At 71.4% G+C, this 18,479-nt stretch carries 18 protein-coding genes; 6 read left to right on the top strand and 12 right to left on the bottom strand.

What is annotated here, in order from left to right; all coding sequences use genetic code 11:
• Positions 1–10: 10 nt before the first annotated feature.
• The gene (locus ACLFMI_RS22240; RefSeq protein WP_410949870.1) at positions 11–1,231 is read right to left on the bottom strand and encodes an acetyl-CoA C-acetyltransferase; all 1,221 of its coding nucleotides are present in this window, start codon (positions 1,229–1,231) and stop codon (positions 11–13) included.
• A 195-nt stretch (positions 1,232–1,426) separates the two neighbouring features.
• Between ACLFMI_RS22240 and ACLFMI_RS22235 the strand changes: the two genes are divergently transcribed.
• Together ACLFMI_RS22235 and ACLFMI_RS22230 are read left to right on the top strand one after the other, a co-directional pair.
• Positions 1,427–2,200, top strand: coding sequence for a MerR family transcriptional regulator (locus ACLFMI_RS22235; RefSeq protein WP_410949869.1), 774 nt, complete (start codon positions 1,427–1,429; stop codon positions 2,198–2,200).
• Positions 2,201–2,229: 29 nt separating this feature from the next.
• Positions 2,230–2,646: an acyl-CoA thioesterase gene (locus ACLFMI_RS22230; RefSeq protein ID WP_410949868.1), complete on the top strand. Its 417-nt coding sequence runs from the start codon at positions 2,230–2,232 to the stop codon at positions 2,644–2,646.
• A gap of 22 nt (positions 2,647–2,668) precedes the next feature.
• On the opposite strand, the gene ACLFMI_RS22225 is transcribed toward ACLFMI_RS22230, so the two are convergent.
• Positions 2,669–3,844, bottom strand: a complete 1,176-nt coding sequence (locus ACLFMI_RS22225; RefSeq protein ID WP_410949867.1) for a fumarylacetoacetate hydrolase family protein — start codon at positions 3,842–3,844, stop codon at positions 2,669–2,671.
• Between the two features lie 178 nt (positions 3,845–4,022).
• Here ACLFMI_RS22225 and ACLFMI_RS22220 point away from each other — a divergent pair, with 178 nt between their 5' ends.
• Together ACLFMI_RS22220 and ACLFMI_RS22215 are read left to right on the top strand one after the other, a co-directional pair.
• On the top strand, positions 4,023–5,111 hold the full coding sequence (locus ACLFMI_RS22220) for an S-(hydroxymethyl)mycothiol dehydrogenase (protein WP_410949866.1): 1,089 nt from the start codon (positions 4,023–4,025) through the stop codon (positions 5,109–5,111).
• The gene (locus tag ACLFMI_RS22215) at positions 5,111–5,737 is read left to right on the top strand and encodes an MBL fold metallo-hydrolase (RefSeq protein WP_410949865.1); all 627 of its coding nucleotides are present in this window, start codon (positions 5,111–5,113) and stop codon (positions 5,735–5,737) included. The genes ACLFMI_RS22220 and ACLFMI_RS22215 overlap by 1 nt, the downstream gene beginning before the upstream one ends.
• 116 nt (positions 5,738–5,853) lie before the next feature.
• On the opposite strand, the gene ACLFMI_RS22210 is transcribed toward ACLFMI_RS22215, so the two are convergent.
• Positions 5,854–7,056 carry an MFS transporter gene (locus ACLFMI_RS22210; RefSeq protein WP_410949864.1) on the bottom strand — a complete coding sequence of 401 codons (1,203 nt, stop codon included), beginning with the start codon at positions 7,054–7,056 and terminating at the stop codon, positions 5,854–5,856.
• A gap of 266 nt (positions 7,057–7,322) precedes the next feature.
• Between ACLFMI_RS22210 and ACLFMI_RS22205 the strand changes: the two genes are divergently transcribed.
• Together ACLFMI_RS22205 and solA are read left to right on the top strand one after the other, a co-directional pair.
• Entirely contained in the window at positions 7,323–8,684 is a 1,362-nt protein-coding gene (locus ACLFMI_RS22205) for a sodium/glutamate symporter (protein ID WP_410949863.1), read from the top strand.
• Positions 8,681–9,865, top strand: coding sequence for an N-methyl-L-tryptophan oxidase (gene solA / locus ACLFMI_RS22200; RefSeq protein WP_410949862.1), 1,185 nt, complete (start codon positions 8,681–8,683; stop codon positions 9,863–9,865). The genes ACLFMI_RS22205 and solA overlap by 4 nt, the downstream gene beginning before the upstream one ends.
• A 21-nt stretch (positions 9,866–9,886) precedes the next feature.
• On the opposite strand, the gene ACLFMI_RS22195 is transcribed toward solA, so the two are convergent.
• The 9 genes from ACLFMI_RS22195 to ACLFMI_RS22155 form a co-directional block, all read right to left on the bottom strand.
• Positions 9,887–10,063 (bottom strand): hypothetical protein, encoded by a 177-nt coding sequence (locus tag ACLFMI_RS22195; RefSeq protein WP_410949861.1) that lies wholly within the window; start codon positions 10,061–10,063, stop codon positions 9,887–9,889.
• Positions 10,045–10,410 carry a carotenoid oxygenase family protein gene (locus ACLFMI_RS22190; RefSeq protein WP_410949893.1) on the bottom strand — a complete coding sequence of 122 codons (366 nt, stop codon included), beginning with the start codon at positions 10,408–10,410 and terminating at the stop codon, positions 10,045–10,047. Before ACLFMI_RS22190 ends, ACLFMI_RS22195 begins: the two co-directional genes overlap by 19 nt.
• Positions 10,320–10,682, bottom strand: a complete 363-nt coding sequence (locus ACLFMI_RS22185) for a carotenoid oxygenase family protein (RefSeq protein WP_410949860.1) — start codon at positions 10,680–10,682, stop codon at positions 10,320–10,322. The genes ACLFMI_RS22190 and ACLFMI_RS22185 overlap by 91 nt, the downstream gene beginning before the upstream one ends.
• Before the next feature lie 81 nt (positions 10,683–10,763).
• Complete coding sequence (locus tag ACLFMI_RS22180) at positions 10,764–11,936, bottom strand: amidohydrolase family protein (RefSeq protein ID WP_410949859.1); 1,173 nt, start codon at positions 11,934–11,936, stop codon at positions 10,764–10,766.
• A gap of 86 nt (positions 11,937–12,022) precedes the next feature.
• Positions 12,023–13,711, bottom strand: coding sequence for a chaperonin GroEL (gene groL / locus ACLFMI_RS22175; RefSeq protein WP_410949858.1), 1,689 nt, complete (start codon positions 13,709–13,711; stop codon positions 12,023–12,025).
• Positions 13,712–13,886: 175 nt separating this feature from the next.
• Entirely contained in the window at positions 13,887–14,249 is a 363-nt protein-coding gene (mimD, locus tag ACLFMI_RS22170) for a propane 2-monooxygenase effector subunit MimD (RefSeq protein WP_410949857.1), read from the bottom strand.
• A complete protein-coding gene (locus tag ACLFMI_RS22165) occupies positions 14,246–15,448 on the bottom strand; it encodes a ferritin family protein (RefSeq protein ID WP_410949856.1) in 1,203 nt (400 codons plus the stop codon). Before ACLFMI_RS22165 ends, mimD begins: the two co-directional genes overlap by 4 nt.
• Positions 15,445–16,506, bottom strand: coding sequence for an FAD-binding oxidoreductase (locus ACLFMI_RS22160; RefSeq protein WP_410949855.1), 1,062 nt, complete (start codon positions 16,504–16,506; stop codon positions 15,445–15,447). The genes ACLFMI_RS22165 and ACLFMI_RS22160 overlap by 4 nt, the downstream gene beginning before the upstream one ends.
• Before the next feature lie 183 nt (positions 16,507–16,689).
• Complete coding sequence (locus tag ACLFMI_RS22155; RefSeq protein ID WP_410949892.1) at positions 16,690–18,327, bottom strand: ferritin family protein; 1,638 nt, start codon at positions 18,325–18,327, stop codon at positions 16,690–16,692.
• Positions 18,328–18,479 lie beyond the last annotated feature (152 nt).

The raw sequence follows: 18,479 nt of genomic DNA, 5'->3' as shown, positions 1-18,479 counted from the left end.
GGAGAGGGGCTCAGACGCGCTCGACGACGGTGGCGATGCCCATGCCGCCGCCCACGCACAGCGTGGCGAGGCCACGGCGCAGGTCGCGGCGTTCGAGCTCGTCGGCCAGGGTGCCGAGGATCATCGCGCCGGTGGCGCCGAGCGGGTGGCCCATCGCGATGGCGCCACCGTTGACGTTGGTCTGCTCGTGCGAGATGCCCATGTCGCGCATGTAGCGCAGGGCTACCGCGGCGAACGCCTCGTTGATCTCGAACAGGTCGATGTCGTCGACCGTCAGGCCGGCCTTGGCCAGTGCCTTCTTCGAGGCGGGCGCCGGACCGGTCAGCATGATCGTCGGGTCGGCGCCGGACAGTGCGGTGGACACGATCCGGGCCCGCGGGGTCAGGCCGTTCGCCTTCCCGGCGGCCTCGGTGCCGATCAGCGTCAGCGCGGCACCGTCGACGATGCCGGACGAGTTGCCCGCGTGGTGCACGTGGTCGATCTTCTCGACCCAATGGTACTGCTGCAGCGCCACCGCGTCGAACCCGCCGTCGTTGCCCATCATCTCGAAGGACGGCTTGAGCCCGCCCAGCGCGTCGACCGTCGCACCGGCCCGGATGTGCTCGTCGCGGTCCAGCACGGTCATCCCGTTGCGGTCCTTGACCGGGATCACCGAGTTCGCGAACCGGCCGTCGGCCCACGCCTTCGCGGCGCGGGTCTGCGACTCGACGGCGAAGGTGTCGACGTCGGTCCGGGAGAAGCCCTCGAGGGTGGCGATCAGGTCGGCACCGATGCCCTGCGGCACGAAGCCGGTCTCGTAGGCGGTGTCCGGGTCCATCGCCCATGCGCCGCCGTCGGAGCCCATCGGCACCCGGCTCATCGCCTCGACGCCGCCGGCGAGCACCATCTCCTCCATGCCGGAGCGCACCTTCTGGGTGGCGGTGTTGACCGCCTCCAGGCCGGACGCGCAGAACCGGTTGAGCTGGACCCCGGCAACGGTGTCCGGCAGCCCGGCGGCGATGGCCGCCGTCTTGGCGATGTCGCCACCCTGGTCGCCCAGCGGGGAGACGACGCCCAGCACCAGGTCGTCGACGACGGCCGGGTCCAGCTCGGGGTTGCGCGTGCGGATCTCGTCGATCAGACCGACCACCAGGGAGATCGGCTTGACCTCGTGCAGCGAACCGGAGGCCTTGCCCCGGCCGCGCGGTGTGCGGATCGCATCGTAGATGTAGGCCTCGGGGATCTCGCTCATCCGAACCTCTCGTGGGTGGTCGGGCGCTGGGTCTCCCAACGCGAGGCGCGGCACGGCGCCGACGCCTGCTACTTGCTGGTAGCTTTTGTTACAGCAGTGCTGTCACGTGGGTCAAGGCATCGAACCGATGATGTGACAGCACCGATGCCACATCAAGACTGTCACATCCCGCCGTGCGCACGTAGCCTGCTGGCCATGTCCGCCGCGTCGCCCCCCGAGACCACGCCCGACGGGCAGCTGCTGACCGTCGACCAGCTGGCCGAGCGGACCGGCGTCTCGGTGCGCACCATCCGCTTCTACGCCGGCAAGGGCCTGATCCCGGCCCCGCGGCTGCGCGGGCGCACCGGCCTCTACGACACCGGGCACCGGGCCCGGCTGGAGCTGATCAGCGAGCTGACCGGGCTGGGCTTCACGCTGGCCGCGATCGAGCGGCAGCTGGAGCGGATCCCGCACGACGTCGCCCCCGAGGAGCTGGCCCTGCAGCGGGCACTGCTGACCCCGTGGGTCCCGGAGCGCGGCGAGGAGCTGAGCCGATCCGAATTGGACCGGCGCGCGGGCCGCCCGCTGTCCGACGACGACGTCGCCTGCCTGGAGAGCTTGGGCGCCCTGACCCGGCTGCCCGACGGCGCCCCGGCCGCGGTCCGGCTGCACGGCGCGATCGCACTGGGGTCGGCCCTGGAGGCGCTCGACTCCGGGCTGACCCCGGAGCTGTGGCAGCAGGCGCACGCGCTGATCGAGCGGCACACCACGGCACTGGCCGAGGACCTGATGGTGCTGTTCCAGGACCGGGTGCTGCAGCCCTACCGGGACCGCGGGCGCCCGGCCGACGAGCGCAGCCGGCTCGCGGCCGGGTTCTCCCGGCTCAAGCCGATCACGGTGCAGGGGGTCGTCGCGGCCTTCGGCCGCGCGGTCAACCGGACGATCCGGACCCGGGCGAGCGCCGAAGACCGCGGCTCGCGAACCGGGTGATCTCGGTCTCGTCGCCCTAGTATCGCTCCATGGCGACCTTCGAGTTCCCGGTGCGGGTGCGCTACCACGAGGTGGACGCGCAGGGCGTGGTGTTCAACGCCTGGTACCTGGCCTGGTTCGACGAGGCGGTGACCGAGTTCCTGGAGGCCCGCTTCCTCACGTACCGATCGATGCTCGACGCCGGCTACGACGTCCAGCTGGTGCGCTCCGAGATCGACTGGCGGTCCGGCATCGGGTGGGGCGAGGACGTCGCGATCGCGGTGTCCACCGCCCGGCTCGGCACCACCAGCTTCGACCTGGACTTCGAGGTCCGCCGGGACGACGGCACGGTCACCTGCTCGGCCCGCACCACCTACGTCGTGATCGCCGTCGACGGCTCGGGCAAGCGGGAGATCCCGCCGCTGATCGAGCGCGCGCTCGGCGCCCCGGACCCGCTGCGGCGCTGACGTCGGTGTCCACACCGGACGTTCAGGCGGCGGGCCGGATCCGGCCGCGCACCTCCCCCAGCGACACCCGGCCGCCGCCGGTGCCGGGCGCGGTCGCGGAGAGCACGACCTCGTCGCCGTCCTCCAGCCAGCTGCGCGTCCCCCCCGGCAGGACGACCGGGTCGGCCCCGTTCCAGGCCAGTTCCAGCATCGAGCCGAAGCCGTCGCGCTCCGGTCCGGAGACGGTGCCCGAGCCGAGCAGGTCGCCGGACCGCAGGCCGGCGCCGTTCGACGTCAGGTGCGCGACCAGCTGCTCGGGCGACCAGTACAGGTCCGCGGCCGGCGGGTCGGCGATCCGGTGCCCGTTGAGGTGCACGGTCAGTTCCAGGTCCAGCCCGCGCGCCCCGTGCGGGCCACCCGGGGTCAGGTACCCCAGCGGCTCCGGGTCGTGCGCGGGCACCGGGACCCGGGCGGCGGCCAGCTCCTCGATCGGGGTGACCCACGCCGAGATCGAGGTGGCGAACGACTTGCCCAGGTGCGGCCCCAGCGGCCGGGTCTCGAAGCCCTGGATGTCGCGGGCCGACCAGTCGTTGAGCAGGACGACGCCGAACACGTGCTCGGCGGCGGCGTCCACGGTCACCGGGCCGGGCGCCGTACCGCCGAGCACGAAGCCGAGCTCGGCCTCCAGGTCCAGCCGGCCGCTCGGCCCGAAGTCGCCCGGTCCACGTTGGCCGGACGGCCGAGTCACGGTGCCGCCGCTGACCCGCACCGTCCCGGCCCGCCCGTGGTAGCCGACCGGCATGTGCCGCCAGTTCTTCGTGAGCGGCTCGGCGTCCGGGCGGAAGATCAGCCCGGCGTTCCGGGCGTGCTGCTCGCAGGCGTAGAAGTCGACGTAGTCGGCGACGGTGAACGGCAGCACCGGCACCAGCCCCTCGTCCGGCAACCGGTACGACGCGCTGCGCTCCGGGTCGGCACGCCAGGTCGCGAGCCACTCGCAGATCTCCCGCCACGCGCCGCGCCCCGCCTCCAGCAGCCGGTCCAGGTTCGGGGCGGTGAGCAGCTCGGGGTTCGGGCCGCGCTGGGCGGTGGCGAGCGACCCCACGTCGAGCAACCCGCCGTCCGGCAGCGGGCAGGCGATCCGGGAACCACCGGGACGACCGGCGCCGGCGACCGCTCCGAGTTGCAGTGCGGGCGGGGGTGGAACCGTTCCGACGCTCACGATCGGGACCGTACCGGCCACCCACCGCCACGGGGAGACCTCACCGGACGGTGAGCCGCAACCGGGGTGACTCGCGGGTAACACATGTTTATCCCGAGCCCGGCGAGACATCGCCCCGAACCCATGCCAGAGTCGCGATCCGAGCATGCGTCCTCGTCGACGAGTGGAGTGGTACGACATGGCACAGCAGGTACGCGGGGTCGTGGCCCGCGCCAAGGGCGATCCGGTGACGGTCGAGACGATCACCGTCCCGGACCCCGGTCCGGGTGAGGCCGTGGTGAAGATCCAGGCCTGCGGGGTCTGCCACACCGACCTGGCCTACCGCGACGGTGGCATCAACGACGAGTTCCCGTTCCTGCTCGGGCACGAGGCGGCCGGCATCGTCGAGTCGATCGGTGACGGGGTCACCGACCTGGAACCGGGCGACTACGTCGTCCTGAACTGGCGAGCGGTCTGCGGGGTGTGCCGGGCCTGCAAGAAGGGCAAGCCCCAGTACTGCTTCGACACGCACAACGCGACGCAGCCGATGACCCTGTCCGACGGCACCGCGCTGTCGCCTGCACTGGGCATCGGCGCGTTCATCGAGAAGACGCTCGTCGCGGCCGGCCAGTGCACCAAGGTCGACCCGGAGGCACCGGCCAAGGTCGCCGGGCTGCTCGGCTGCGGCGTGATGGCCGGGCTGGGCGCCGCGGTGAACACCGGTGGCATCGGCCGCGGCGAGTCGATCGCGGTGATCGGCTGCGGCGGCGTCGGCGACGCGGCGATCGCCGGGGCGAAGCTGGCCGGCGCCACCACGATCATCGCGGTGGACACCGACCCACGGAAGCTGAAGTGGGCCCAGGACTTCGGCGCCACGCACGTCGTGAACCCGAAGGAGGAGGACACGGTCGAGGCGATCCGCGGCTACACCGACGGCAACGGCGCGGACGTCGTCGTCGAGGCGGTCGGCCGTCCGGAGACCTACGAGCAGGCGTTCTACGCCCGCGACCTGGCCGGCACCCTCGTCCTGGTCGGCGTGCCCACCCCGGACCTGAAGGTCCCGGAGATCCCGCTGATCGACTTCTTCGGCCGGGGCGGGGCGCTGAAGTCGTCCTGGTACGGCGACTGCCTGCCCAGCCGGGACTTCCCGATGTACGTCGACCTGTACCTGCAGGGCCGGTTCCCGCTGGACAAGTTCGTCACCGACGAGGTCTCCCTGGACGGCGTCGAGCAGTCGTTCGACAAGATGCACAAGGGCGAGGTCCTGCGTTCGGTGGTGATCTTCTGATGGCACCGATCGACCACGTCGTCACCTCGGGCACGTTCAACCTCGACGGCGGCAGCTTCGACGTCGACAACAACGTCTGGATCGTCGGCGACGAGCGCGAGGTGTTCATCATCGACGCCGCGCACGACGCGACCGCCGTCGCCGCCGCGGTCGGCGACCGCCGGGTCAAGGCGATCGTGTGCACCCACGCGCACGACGACCACGTCAACCAGGCCCCGGCCCTGGCCGAGCGGTTCGACGCGCCGATCCTGCTCAACCCGGCCGAGATGGTCCTCTGGGACATGACCTGGCCGGACCGCAAGCCCGACGGCGAGCTCGCCGACGGCCAGCTGCTGTCCGCGGGTGGGGTCGACCTGCGGGTGCTGCAGACCCCGGGCCACTCGCCGGGATCGTCCTGTCTCTACGCACCGGAGCTGGGCGTCGTGTTCACCGGCGACACCATGTTCCAGGGCGGGCCGGGCGCGACCGGGCGGTCGTACTCGAGCTTCGACACGATCATCGAGTCGATCCGGACCACGCTGCTGACCCTGCCCGGCGACACCCAGGTCCGCACCGGCCACGGCGACTCGACGAAGATCGGCGACGAGGCCCCGCACCTGGAGGAGTGGATCCGCAACGGATCCTGACCCCTGCTCGACGCGAACGGGCCCGGTACCGCCTCGGCGGTGCCGGGCCCGTCCCGTGTCCGGCCTGCCCCGTCCCGTGTCCGCTCCGGCGGGCGGGGGCCGGCCGGGGCGAGGTGCTACCCGACCGGTCGCCGGCGCCGCAGCAGCGGGGTGGCGACGAGCAGGACGGCGGCCGTCGTGCCGAAGGCGGCCGCGAAACCGAACGGCTCGGCGATCGCGCCCAGACCGGAGGCGCCGAGGCCGGTTCCCGCGTCGTAGGCGATGTTCCACGCCGCGCTGGCCGCGCCGTAGTGCAGCGGTCCGGCCGCGGCGAACAGGGTGACCATCGCGTCGTTCTGCACGAGCCCGAACCCGAACCCGACCGCGGCCGCGGCCAGCACCAGCAACACCGGGGCGAGCGGGGCGGCCAGCACGCCGAGCATCCCGGCCGCGGCGACCAGCGTCCCGACCGGCAGCAGGGCGCCGGGACGCCCGCTCCGGTCGGTGCGCGCCCCGGCGACACCGCGTCCGACCAGCGCGCCGAGTGCGGTCGCGAACAGCGCCGCCGGCACCGCGAACCGGGCGCCCGGCGCGACCAGCGGGGCGAAGGTGATCACGCCGCCCTGCGCGGTGGAGCAGGTCAGCATGGCCAGCACCGGGACGGCCGGGAGCCTGCGCCGGTGCTCCCGCGGGTGTCCGGTGCCCGCCGCCCGCGCCTCGACCGGCCCGGAGCCGGGGCCCGGGCCGGTGCCGCCGGCCCGTCGGGAAGCCGTGCGCACCCGGTGCGGGCCCCGCAGGAACGCCACGACCAGCGCGCCGGCCACCGGCGTGATCCCGGCGACCAGGAACACCCCCTCGAACCCGAGGACGTCGACCACGGCGACGCCCGCCGGCAGGAACGCCAGCTGCGGGACGCCGACGGCGTAGCCGTAGCGCGCCGAGGCCCGCCCGTGCGCGGACGGCTCCACGAGCTCGGCCACCAGCGCGCTGCCGGCCACCGTCGCCAGGCCGAACCCGACCCCGCGCAGCGCGGAGATCGCCAGCACCGGCGCGAGATCGGCGGACAGCGCCAGCAGCGGCGTCGGCAGTCCGAGCAGCACCGACCCGGCGAGGAGCACCGGGCGGTGCCCGACCCGGCGCAGCAGCGCGGGCACCAGTAGCTGGGTGCCGACGGTGACCGCCATCAGCACGCCGGTGGTGAGCCCGGCCCCGAACTCCCCGGAGCCGCCGCGCGCGACCCACAGCGGCACCACCGGCAGCAGCAGGGCGTATCCGCCGAAGCCGAGCGCGGTGGCGACCAGGAGCAGCCGGAACGGGAGCGAGGTCAGGGAACGGGGCACCTCCTCAGCCTGGCATCGCCCCCGTCCCGGGGAAGATCTGCTCCAGCCGGGGGCCGATCACGCCTCGGGCCATACCGGTACCGGCCGGTGCCGGGTCGCCGCCCGCCCCGAGCCGCTCTCCTGCGGGCTCCCGCATCCCGCGAGGACGGCGCCTCCGGAGAGCGTGACCGTGGCGAGTCCTGCAGGACGTCGTCGCCGATCGATATGGCACAGGCCTTCCGGTCACCCCGGCCCGGTTGCTATGACCGTCCGGGACGGAGGTGTGCATGGACTACGGACCCTGGCTCCTGGTGGTCGACGCCGGCATGATCGGCGGACTGCTCCTCGTCGGCACGCTGGTCAGGAGATGGGTCGAGTCCGCGCAGCGGCTGATGCTCCCGGCGAGCGTCGTCGCCGGCTTCCTCGGCCTGCTGCTCGGACCCCAGGTCCTCGGCGTCCTACCGTTCTCCGACCAGCTCGGAACCTACGCGTCGGTGCTGATCGCCGTGGTGTTCGCGTGCCTGGGCCTCGGCGACGATCCTGGTTCCCGCGGGTTCGGCCGATCCACCGCCGCATTCTCCGCGTACTCCTTCGCCACGTACGCGTTGCAGGTCGGACTCGGGATGGTCCTGGCCTACGCGTTGTTCGTCCCGGTCTTCGGCACTCCGGACGGGTTCGGACTCCTGCTGTTCGCGGGCTGGGCGGGCGGTTTCGGATCCGCCGCCGCAGTCGGCTCGGTGCTCGGCGAGGCCGGCTGGGAGGGTGCGAGCTCGCTGGCCTTCACCTCGGCCACGGTCGGCATGCTCGCAGGGGTCCTCGGCGGGATCGCCATCGCGAACTGGGGTGCCCGGCGCGGGCACACCGGTCGGCTCGGCCGGTTCGACGAGCTCCCCACCACCCTGCGCACCGGTCTCGTACCACCTGGCGACCGCGAGCCCACCGGTGTCGCCACGACCTCGGCCTCCTCCATCGAGCCGCTGGGCCTGCAGGTCTGCCTGGTCGCGGTGATCACCGTCCTCGGTTACGGCGCGGCCGAGGGCGTCGAGCTGCTCGTACCGTCGTTCTCCGCGCCGGTGTTCGTCCTCGCGTTCCTGGCCGGCCTGCTCATCAAGGCACTGGCACGTCGGACCCCGGCCTGGCAGTACTGCGACCAGCGCACCCTCAAGAGCATCTCCGGGGTGAGCACCGACCTTCTGATCGTCTGCGGCATCGCGTCGATCGCCCCCAGCCTGGTCGCGGACTACTGGCTCCCGCTCACCCTGCTGTTCCTCGCCGCGCTCGCGGTCAACCTCGCGATGTTCCGCTGGATCGCTCCGGCGGTCATGCACGGCGCCTGGTTCGAGAAGTCACTGTTCACCTGGGGCTGGGCGACCGGAGCCGTCGCGACGTCGGTCGCGCTGCTCCGCATGGTCGACCCCGATCTGGACAGTCGCACCCTGGAGGAGTTCGGCTTGGCCTACCTCCCGGTGGCACCGCTCGAGACCGGCAGCATCGCCGTCGCGCCGCTGCTCGTGTTGGCCGGCCTGGGTTGGACGGTGGCGGTCGGCTGGACGGTCGCCGGGCTCGTCGCACTCGTTCTGCCCTTCGTGTTCGGGTGGACCCGCACCCGGGCCGGCAGACCCGACCCCACCCCGGAGCGCAGCACATGAGCGCGGACCGCCCCCGCGACGCCGATGTCGCCGTCGTCGGTCTCGGCACGATGGGCTCGATGGCCGCCTGGCGGCTCGCCGAGGCCGGGGCCGACGTGATCGGCTTCGAGCAGTACGGCGTAGCGCACGACCGCGGCGCCGCCGGCGGGGAGTCGCGCCTGTTCCGGGCCGCCTACCACGAAGGCTCCGAGTACGTCCCGATGCTGCGCCGCGCCCGTGAGATGTGGGTCGAGCTGACCCGGACCTCCGGGCGCCCGCTGTTCACCCCGACGGGGTGTCTGTCGATCGGCCTGCCGGACACCGAGCCGATGCGCAACGTCCGCGCCTCGGTCGAGGAGCATGGCCTGGAGCACGAGACGCTCGACCCGGACGCGCTCGCCCACCGGTTCCCGCAGCACGCTCCGGCCGCCGGGGAGATCGGGATCCTGGACACCGCGGGCGGGATGCTCCGGCCAGAGCTCGCCGTGCTGACCGCTGCCGAGCGCGCCCGTGCGGCAGGTGCCCGGCTGCTGGAGCGGACGCCGGTCCTGGCGCTCGAGCCCGAAAACGACGGCGTCACCGTCGTCACCGCGGAGCGAACCTGGCGGGCCCGCCGGGCCGTGGTGACGACGGGACCGTGGGTCCGCGAGCTCGTCCCGTCCGCGGAGGTGACGCCCAAACCGATCGTCCTGACCTGGTTCGCGCCGATCGACGCCCGTGCCTACCGTCCGGAGGTCTTCCCCGCGTTCATCCGGGACACCGACGGCCACCACCTGTTCGGCTGCCCGGTGATGGACGGTGTCTCGGTGAAGGCCGGGGTCGCCGACGTGTGGCCCCCGCTCCCGGACGCTCGGGCGCTGACCCGAGATCTCCCCGAGAACGCGCTCGCCCCGGTCACACACTCGGTCGAGCGGTTCCTTCCGGGACTGCACCCCTCCCCGATCCGCCACGAGGTCCATCTGGACGGCTACACGACAGACCGGACGGCGCTCGTCGGGCCGGTGCCCGGCACGCCGCAGGTGATCGTGCTGTGCGGGTTCTCCGGTCACGGGTTCAAGATGGCACCGGTCTTCGGCTCGATCGCCGCGGACCTGGCGCTGCACGGCGGGACCGGCTTCGACATCGTCCGGATGGATCCCGCCCGGTTCACCCCCGGAGCCGGAGCAGCTCGTCCCGCAGCTCCTGTCCCGCCGAAGCGCTGACCGCGGAGCCGACCAGTGTCCTCACCCTTCCGGCGGCCCGCCGCGCAACCGGCGGGCGTACCAGACGTTCCAGATCCCCAGCCCGGCCAGGACCACGATCGCCATGCCCTGGGACAGCCCGACCGCCACCGGGACCGGCAACAGGTACACCAGCGGCAGCCGCAGCAACGCCTCGGCGATCAGGCCGATCCCCCACACCGCCGACGAGACGCGGTGCCCGCGCCGGGCCGCTGCGCGTCCGCCATCCGGAAGGTCATCGGCAGGTCGAGGAACACCGTGTGCCGATCGGTGATCGCGAAGTCGTGCATCATCGTCGGCGCCCCGACGGCGACCTCCGCGCTGGTCACGAGCTCGCCACCGGCCGAGAGCCGGTGATAGGCGAGGTAGGGCGGCAGCACGGCGTAGCCGAAGAAGTGCAGGTCCCCGGTGACCGGGTCGGTCTTCGGGTGCGCGGTCATCGCGGTCGTGAGACGGCCGCCGAAATCGTCCGGGCCGACGGTCTCGAGCTCGGGGGGCACGACGTACGGGAAGCTGCTCTCGACCAGCGCGAGGATCCGCCCGGCGTGCTCGACCACGTGCGTGTTGGCGGGGCCGACGGCCAGGTCGAACGTGCCGTCCGGCCGGATGTAGGGCTCCCCTCCAGGAGCCGGGTACCCACCCAGCGGTTGCGGTACCACTCGGCGCGCCCGTCGCGGAGCCGGATGCCGTGCAGCATCCCGGCCCCGGCGAACCAGTGCCCGGGGTCGTGGCCCGGTAGCGGGTTGGGTCCGTTGCGCAGGTAACGCCCGATCAGCTCGGGTGGCAACGAACCGGTCACCGGCAGGTCCCGGACGGTGATCTCGTCGGGGACCGGTGCCAGGTGGCCCTGCAGGTAGCTCGGAACGTCCCCGGTGAACGCTCAGTGCACCCGGGGCGCCCGCCCTGCCGCGACCGGGCGCGGCGCCCGCCGCGGCACGGTGCGCGGCACCTGCGGGACATCCAGGCCGTACAGCCGCGCGGCCGTGCCGCCGAGCAGCGCCTCGCGGACGTCGTCGTCCAGCTCGGGGTAGCGCCCGCGCAACGCGTCCGGGTAGCGGAAGGTCATCAGTTCCCGGATCAGCCGCGCCGGCCGCACCAGCGGGTAGCCGCTGCCGAACATCAGCCGGTCCGGACCGAACGCGGCGAGCAGCTCCCCGAGCGCGGCCGCGGCCGGTTCCGGGTTGCGGCGCAGCCCGATCAACAGGTCTGTCAGCAGCACGTACACGTTGGACAACCGGGCCAGCCGGACGAGCGCGGCGGTCGGCGCCGAGCCCGCGCCCAGCACGAACCGGACCCGGGGCAGGGCGGCAGCCAGCTCCCGCACCTCGGCGACGTCGACCGACCCGGCGGGCAGCGGGCCCGCGGTCCGGGTACGGACCGGGAGCGCGGAGCCGGCCCGCACCGGCTCCGCCCATGCGGGCCAGCGCGGGCGCGGCCCGGCGTCCTCGGCCACACCGGCGTGCGCCCAGTCCGGCGCGCCCACCGGCGGCCGTGCGGTCGGTGCGACGCCGAGGTGCACCACCCCCGCGCCCGCCTGCTCGGCCCGGATCAGGGTGCGGCGCAACCAGGACCCGCGCAGCGACACCGCCGTCTCCGGGCGGCGGGCGGGCAGCACGGTCAGGGCGCCGAACCCGGCTCGCGTGACCTGGGTGCCGATCCCGCGGGCCCGCGCCCGGTCGGCCGGGTCGAGCTCGCCGGAGAGGACCAGCCGTCCGGGATGTTCCTCGGCCAGCTCGGCGTGCCAGGCGGGCGCGGCGAAGCCGAGCACGAACAGGTCGGAGAAGGTCGCCGGCACCAGCACCGCCCGATCCACAGCGGACAGCACGTGCGCGGCCAGCGCATCCGGGGTGACCAGCCCGAACGCGTCGTCGGGGAGCGGGCGCGGGGACGGGTCGACCATCCGGTGCCGGTGGTGCAGGTCGGCGACGAACTGCTCGCCGGCCGGGCCGGCCTGGTTGTGCGGGCGACCGTCCCAGCCGTGCACCTGCGCGTCCACGACGAGGGGGAGCCCGGTCCCCCGGCCGAACCGCCCGCCGTCCACTGTGTCCTCCACCCGCCGTTGCGTTCGCTCTGTCGCGGATCGGCCCGGCGCACGCGTGGCGTGGCCGGGCCGATCCGCCGTCCCACCTGCCGGGCGGGTCAGCCCACCGACGGGCCCATGCCCAGCGACTGCGGCGTGCTGGAGTCCGGACTGGGCTGCGGGATGCCCTCGTCCAGCTCGCCGAACTCCGTCATCAGTGCCTTGTTCCAGGGCGTCTGCTCCTCGGCCACCAGCGAGTTGGTGGTGAGGATCAGCCCGGCGACCGACGCACCGTTCTGCAGGGCGGAGCGGACCACCCGGAGCGGGTCGATGATCCCCATCTCGATCATGTTCCCGTAGCGGCCCTCGAGGGCGTCGAACCCTTCGTCGACGGCACTCGCGGTGACCTGCTTGACCACCTCGTCGCCGTCGTAGCCGGCGTTGGAGGCGATCAGGTGCACCGGCTCGTTGAGCGCGTGCCAGACGATCTCCACGCCGATCCGGTAGTCACCGGTGACGTCCATCCTGTCCAGTGCGGCCTCCGCGTGCAGCAGCGCGGCGCCGCCGCCGGCGACGATGCCCTCGGCGACCGCGGCCCGGGTGGCCTGCAGCGCGTCGTCGACGCGGTGCCGGACCTCACGGGCCTCGGCGTTCGTCGGCGCGCCGGCCGAGATGATCGCGGCCTTCCCGGACAGCCGGGCGATGCGGTCGGAGAAGAAGTCCTCGTCGGTGCCGATGGTGGCCCTGGCGAGCTCGGCGCGCAGCTGGGAGAGCCGGTACTCCAGCTTCTGCTTGTCCCCCAGCCCCCCGATGATCGTGGTGCTGTCGCTGGTCACCTGCACCTGCGAGGCGCGGCCGAGGTGCTCGATGTCGATCTGTTCCAGCGAGAACGAGGAGCTCTTCGAGTGCACCTGGCCGCCGCACAGCGCGGCCATGTCCTCGAGCAGGTGGATGCGCTTCTCCCCGAACCCGGGCGCCTGGATCGCGACGGCCTGGAAGTGCCCGTTGACGTGGTTGTGCACGAGCATCTGCAGGGCGGTGCCCTCGACCGCCTCGGCGACGATCACCAGCGGGCGGCGCTCGTTGCGCATGATCCGGTCCAGCACCGGCATGATCTGCTGGACGTCCTTGATCTTCCCCGCGGAGAACAGGATGTAGGGGTTCTCGACGATCGCCTCGAGCGTGCCCGGGTTGGTCACCATGTACGGCGAGACGTAACCGTTCTCGAACTCGAAGTCCTCCACGAAGGACACCGAGACACCCCCGACCGGGGCGTCGTCGATGGTCACGACACCGTCGTCGCCGACGGTGTGCAGCGCCCTCGCCACGACGTTGCCGATCGTCCAGTCGTCGTTCGCGGAGATCGCGGCGACCCGGGCGTAGTCCTCCTCGGTGCTCACCGGGTGCGCCACGGTCTGCAGGTGCTCGACCAGCGCCCCGACGGCGAGGTCGATGCCCCGCTTGACCAGTACCGGGTTGCCGCCGCGCCCGATCGCGGCCATGCCCTCACGGACGATCGCCTGGGCGATGACGGTGGCCGTGGTGGTGCCGTCGCCGACCGTGTCGTTGGTCTTGACCGCGGCTTCCTTGACGATCTGGGCGCCCATGTTCTCGAACGGGTCGCGCAGGTGGATCTCGCGGGCGATGGTGACGCCGTCGTTCGTGACCTCGGGCGAGCCCGTGATCTTCTCCAGGATGACGTTGCGGCCCTTCGGGCCGAGCGTGCTCTTGACGGCTTCGGCCAGCTGGTCGACACCGGCCTGCAGCAGGTGCCGGCCTTCGGCGCCGAAGCGGAGTTCCTTGGCCATGGTGGGAGTCCTCCCGGAGACAGAGTTGGTCCAGTGCGCGGTTGCGGATCAACGCGGTGCTCGTGTCCGAGCGGCGTCGCACCGCCCGAGCCGGCTCGGGCCCGTGGTGGGGGGCGTCGCCGGGTCGTCGTCCCGGGCGGCGCGACGCGATTCGTACTGGGAAACGCCGGTGGCGTCAGTTCACCGGCTCCAGGTCGAAGTCGATGTACTCGGCGGCGTCCTCAGGGTTGGCGAACATGATCGTCTTGTCGTCGAGGTGCACCATCCGCCCGTAGTGGGTGGACATGTTCTCCTCGAACTCGGCGGCGTCGAACCAGCCGTCCTCCTCGCCGGCCTCCTCGTCGAGCGCCGCGTAGTCGAGCTCGAACATGCCCGTGCCGTCGATGCGGATCATCGAGGGCAGGTGCGTGACGGTCACGTTGTCCTGACGGTCCATGACGGTCGCGATCACGGCGCCCACCTGGTTGTTCATCAGGGTGAAGCCGCACATGTTCGACGCGGTGTTGTCCTGCTTGAACGGAGAGTCGGTGCTGGTCACTGCTTCAGCTCCTCGGGGACGTCGAGACCGAGATCGGTGCAGATCCCGGCGAACCGGTTCTTCGCACGGTCGAGGGAGTCCTCGAACGTCGGCGGCTTCGAGTCGGACTGGGACCACATCGGCTGCATCGTGCGGGCGGCCTCGAGCGCCTGCGGCACGTAGGTCCGCAGCCAGCCGTTCATGAGCTCGCGGTTGTGGTCGGCGAACTCCCGGTCGGTGACCAGCGGCCCGAAGCAGGCGAGCGTCCAGCGCAGGTCACGCATGGCGAAGTCGTACTCGCCGGCACCCATCACCGTCGGGGTGACGAAGTCGCCGTTCGTGGCCGCGGACTGCATCACGAGGTTCGACCGGAACAGCTCACCGATCAGCGGCTCGAACACGATGTTCGCCGTGAAGATCGCCTCGGCCCAGTCGTCCCGCACGGCGGTGAGGGCCTCGGTGAACCTGCGGGCGCCCTGCCACTCCGGCGCGTTGTTCCAGGCGTCCAGGTGTGCCGCGCCGTCGAACCCGTCGATCTCCTCGGAGAGCGTCAGGTTGTAGAGCGCCAGGTCCTGCGCGAACCGGATCTTGCGGGTGGAGTTCGCGGCGAGCGCGGTGTTGTGCATGTTGGTCGGCGCCGACCGCTCGTTCGCCGCGAAGACGTACAGGCCGAGGACGTGCTCGATGTGCATCCAGGCGCCGACGTTGCGCTCGACGAACGTGGACCAGTTCGGGTTCCACATCTCGAACGCCTTGGAGTTGCGGGCGTTGTCGATGTTCTGGTTGAGCTGGCGGACGACGTTCGCGTTGTACCGGTAGAGGGACTGCTCCCACTCCTCGTTGGGGTCCCGGAACTCGTGCCAGCCGTGCGCGGGCCAGTCCTTGACGTGCATGGCGCCGGTACCGATGCCGCGGGCCGGCTCGGGTTCGTCGACGCCCCAGGCCTTCAGCTTGGTCCAGTGCAGCGGGTAGCCGCCCTCGCCGTTGGCGAACCCGTAGATCCAGCCCTGTGCGAGGTAGTGCCGAGGATCCGGCTGGACCTCGACCGTGACGTCTTCGTAGTGGGTCTGCTTGCGCTTGGCGGGCTTGAAGTAGTTGTAGCGGCGCGCGCTCGCACTCGAGTCCGGGAACTCCCGTGCCCCGGCCTCCGCGTCGGTGAAGACGGGCTTGGGAACGCTGCGCTGCGAACCGGACGACGTGCTGCTCTCGGTGGTGGTCACTGTCCGTCCTCGCCTTCTTGTTCACCGGTCGTGGTGAACTTGTCGTAGAAGATGTTCTGCTCGCTCACACCCAGCTGGGTCAGCGTCGCGACCGCCGCGTCGACCATCGGCGGCGGACCGCAGACGTAGGCATCGACTCCCTTCAGATCCGACTCGTGCTTCCTGACCACGTCGGTGATCAGACCGGTCTCCCCGTCCCAGTCCGCGCTGTCGAGGCCGTCCGTGTCGGACAGCGCTGGAACGAACCGGAAGCCGGTGAGCTGCGGGGCGAGCGCGGCGATCTCCTTCTCGAAGCAGAGGTCACGCGCCGTCCGCGCGCCGTAGTAGAAGGACGCGCGCCGCTCGACCCCGCCCTCGGCCATCGCCCGCAGCAGCCCCAGCACCGGCGCCATGCCGGCGCCGCCGCCCACGAAGATCAGCGGGGAGTTCCGGTTCTGCCGCAGGGTGAACGTCCCGAACGGCGCCTCGACCTGCAGCCGGTCCCCGACCTGGACCTTCCGGTCCAGGTACTCGGAGAACAGGCCGTCCGGGTAGATCTTGATGACGAACTCGAAGACCCCGTCCCGGTTGGGGGTGTTGGCCATCGAGAACGAGCGCGTCTCCTCGGTCCCCGGGACGACGAAGTCCATGTACTGCCCCGGGAAAAACTTGATCTCGGACGGCTCCACCAGCTTGACCGTGAGGTGGCGCATGTCGTGGGTGACCGGTTCGTTCGACACCACCTCGACCGTGCCCCTGGTGAGCGGGAGACCGGACCGGATGATCTCCTCGTCGTAGTTGAGGAGCTCGATCGTGAGGTCCTCGTAGGCGTGTGCCCGGCAGAGGAGCGTCTGCCCCTCCTCCTTCTCGTAGTCGGGGAGCGCGAACGTCGAGTAGCTGTCGTACTCGATGTCCTCTCCCTCGAGGACGAAGGACTTGCAGGCCGAGCACTGTCCCTCCTTGCAGCCGTGCATGAGCTGGACGCCCTGCTCGGCGGCTGCCCGGAGGATGTTCTGGTCCTCGTCGACCTCGATCTCGATACCGACCGGCTCGAACCGCACGACGTGTTTGTCACCCACGGTCTCCGAACCACCTCTCTGCGATGAACGCGACGTATCGGACAGTCCCGGCCACACGTGTCCCGGATGCCCGTGGCGGGAGGCGGGATGACCCGGCCGGGGAAGACGACCCCCCGGCCGGGCCGCGGGAGAAGGGCCCCGTCATGGCGTGACGGGAGCCCCTCCCCCTCGCCTGACCCGCGCTCAGGCGTCGGTGGGCGCGGGCCGGCCGGCCGGCCCCTGGCGGACGTAGTCCGCCGCGAACGCCGCGCGCTCGTCGTCGCTCATCTCGTTGAGCACCACGTTCGGGCTCGCGAACGCGGGCATCCGCCGCATGTGGTCCAGGTTCCACATCTTCTTCGGGTCCAGGTCCAGGTGCGGCTGGGCGGTCAGCGTGTGGCCGTCGTCGCGCACGTGGCCCATGTCCTTGACCACGTCGGCCCAGTTCCAGCCGTGGTAGAGCGTCTCCCACTCGCGGTGGCCGACGAGCTTGCCCATGTTCGGGGTCTCGCGACCCTGGTAGGTGGGCCGGAAGGCGACGGCGTCGGTCCAGTGGCAGACCTCGTGGCAGTAGGTACGCCACTGACCGTCCACCTGGTCCATGACCATGTCCTCACGCACCAGACACGGGACCATGCAGGTCCAGCAGCGGTGCGGGTACACGTAGTCGACATCCTCGGCCACGATCGCGTGGTGGCCGTTCGGCTTGGCGAGGCGGTTGTAGTTCTCCCACCACTTGCCGTAGCGGTCGTACCAGCCCGGGTACTTGTACTCGAACCACTCGAAGTCCTCGTCGGTCATGCCGTCGATCCGCCAGTAGTTGGCGAGCCAACCGGTGGCGAAGAACTGCGCGACCTCGTGGACGTAGCCCTTGTTCCAGATCTGGTTCCAGGACTCCTCGACCAGGTCGTGCGGGATGACCAGGCCGTACTTCTCGAGCGGCAGCAGGTACGAGCGGTAGTAGTCGTCGTAGATCCATCGACGCCACATCTCCGCGTAGGACTCGCGGTCCTTGCGGCGGTCCTTCGTGCCGTACTCGATGAAGGTGCCGATCGCGGCGTCGACGACCCGGTGGTTGTTCCACCACGCGTAGCGCAGGTCGCGCTCGAGCAGCTGGCGGTTGTCCTCGTCGGACAGGGCCATCAGCAGGGTCGCGTAGCCGTTCGAGATGTGCCGCGACTCGTCGGACTGCACCGAGTGGAACACCGTCGGCAGCAGGTAGTCGCCGTTGGCGGCGGCCTCCGCCGGCATCGCCACGAACAGCGTGTTGGTGAACGCGGTCTCGGCGACGATGGTCAGGTAGATCGACGCCGCGGTGATCGCGTCACCGGTGATGAACCCCTCGGCGAACTGACGGCCGATGGTGCCGCAGTAGTCCGTCTGGAAGTTCTTCAGCGAGTTGTTGAAGCCCGCCGGGTCGATGTAGTTATTCATGTACAGGCGCTTGAGGTTCTGCTGGATCGTGCTGTGCCGAACCTCGTCGATCATCTGGATCGCCTGGCCGTTGTGCAGCTCCGGGTTCGGAACCGCGTGGAACAGCATCGGCATCGAGCGCGCGGCGGAGATCTCCGGCAACGGGATGATCGACAGGAAGAGCTTCTGCCACTCCAGCCAGCGCTCCTGCACCTGCCGGAACATGTTGCCGCGGATGGCACCGTCCTGGGCGCCGTAGACGCGGTGGTCCTTCTCCTCCTCCATCGGGAAGTACGACCGCAGGACCTGCTTGAGCGGATCCTTCTTCGCGGCCTTCCGGAAGGTGTAGTCGGTCCCGTACTTCATGTACGGCTCGTGGTACAGCGGCTCCCAGGAGAGTTCCTGGATCTTCTGGTGAGCCTTCGCCAAGCTCTGCCGACTCACGTCGTCTCCTCACGGTGGTGGGTCATGTGGTCGGATCGCGGGACGAGCGCGGGTGCCCCGGGTTCGTGGTCGAACGCGGGAATCACGGTGTCGCAGCGGCGCGGGTGGCTCCCGCGGCAACGACGTCGTTCTGCCCG

This window comes from Pseudonocardia nantongensis, from assembly GCF_046546495.1.
GTDB lineage: Bacteria > Actinomycetota > Actinomycetes > Mycobacteriales > Pseudonocardiaceae > Pseudonocardia > Pseudonocardia nantongensis.
This window is presented reverse-complemented; position numbering and strand designations above follow the sequence as displayed.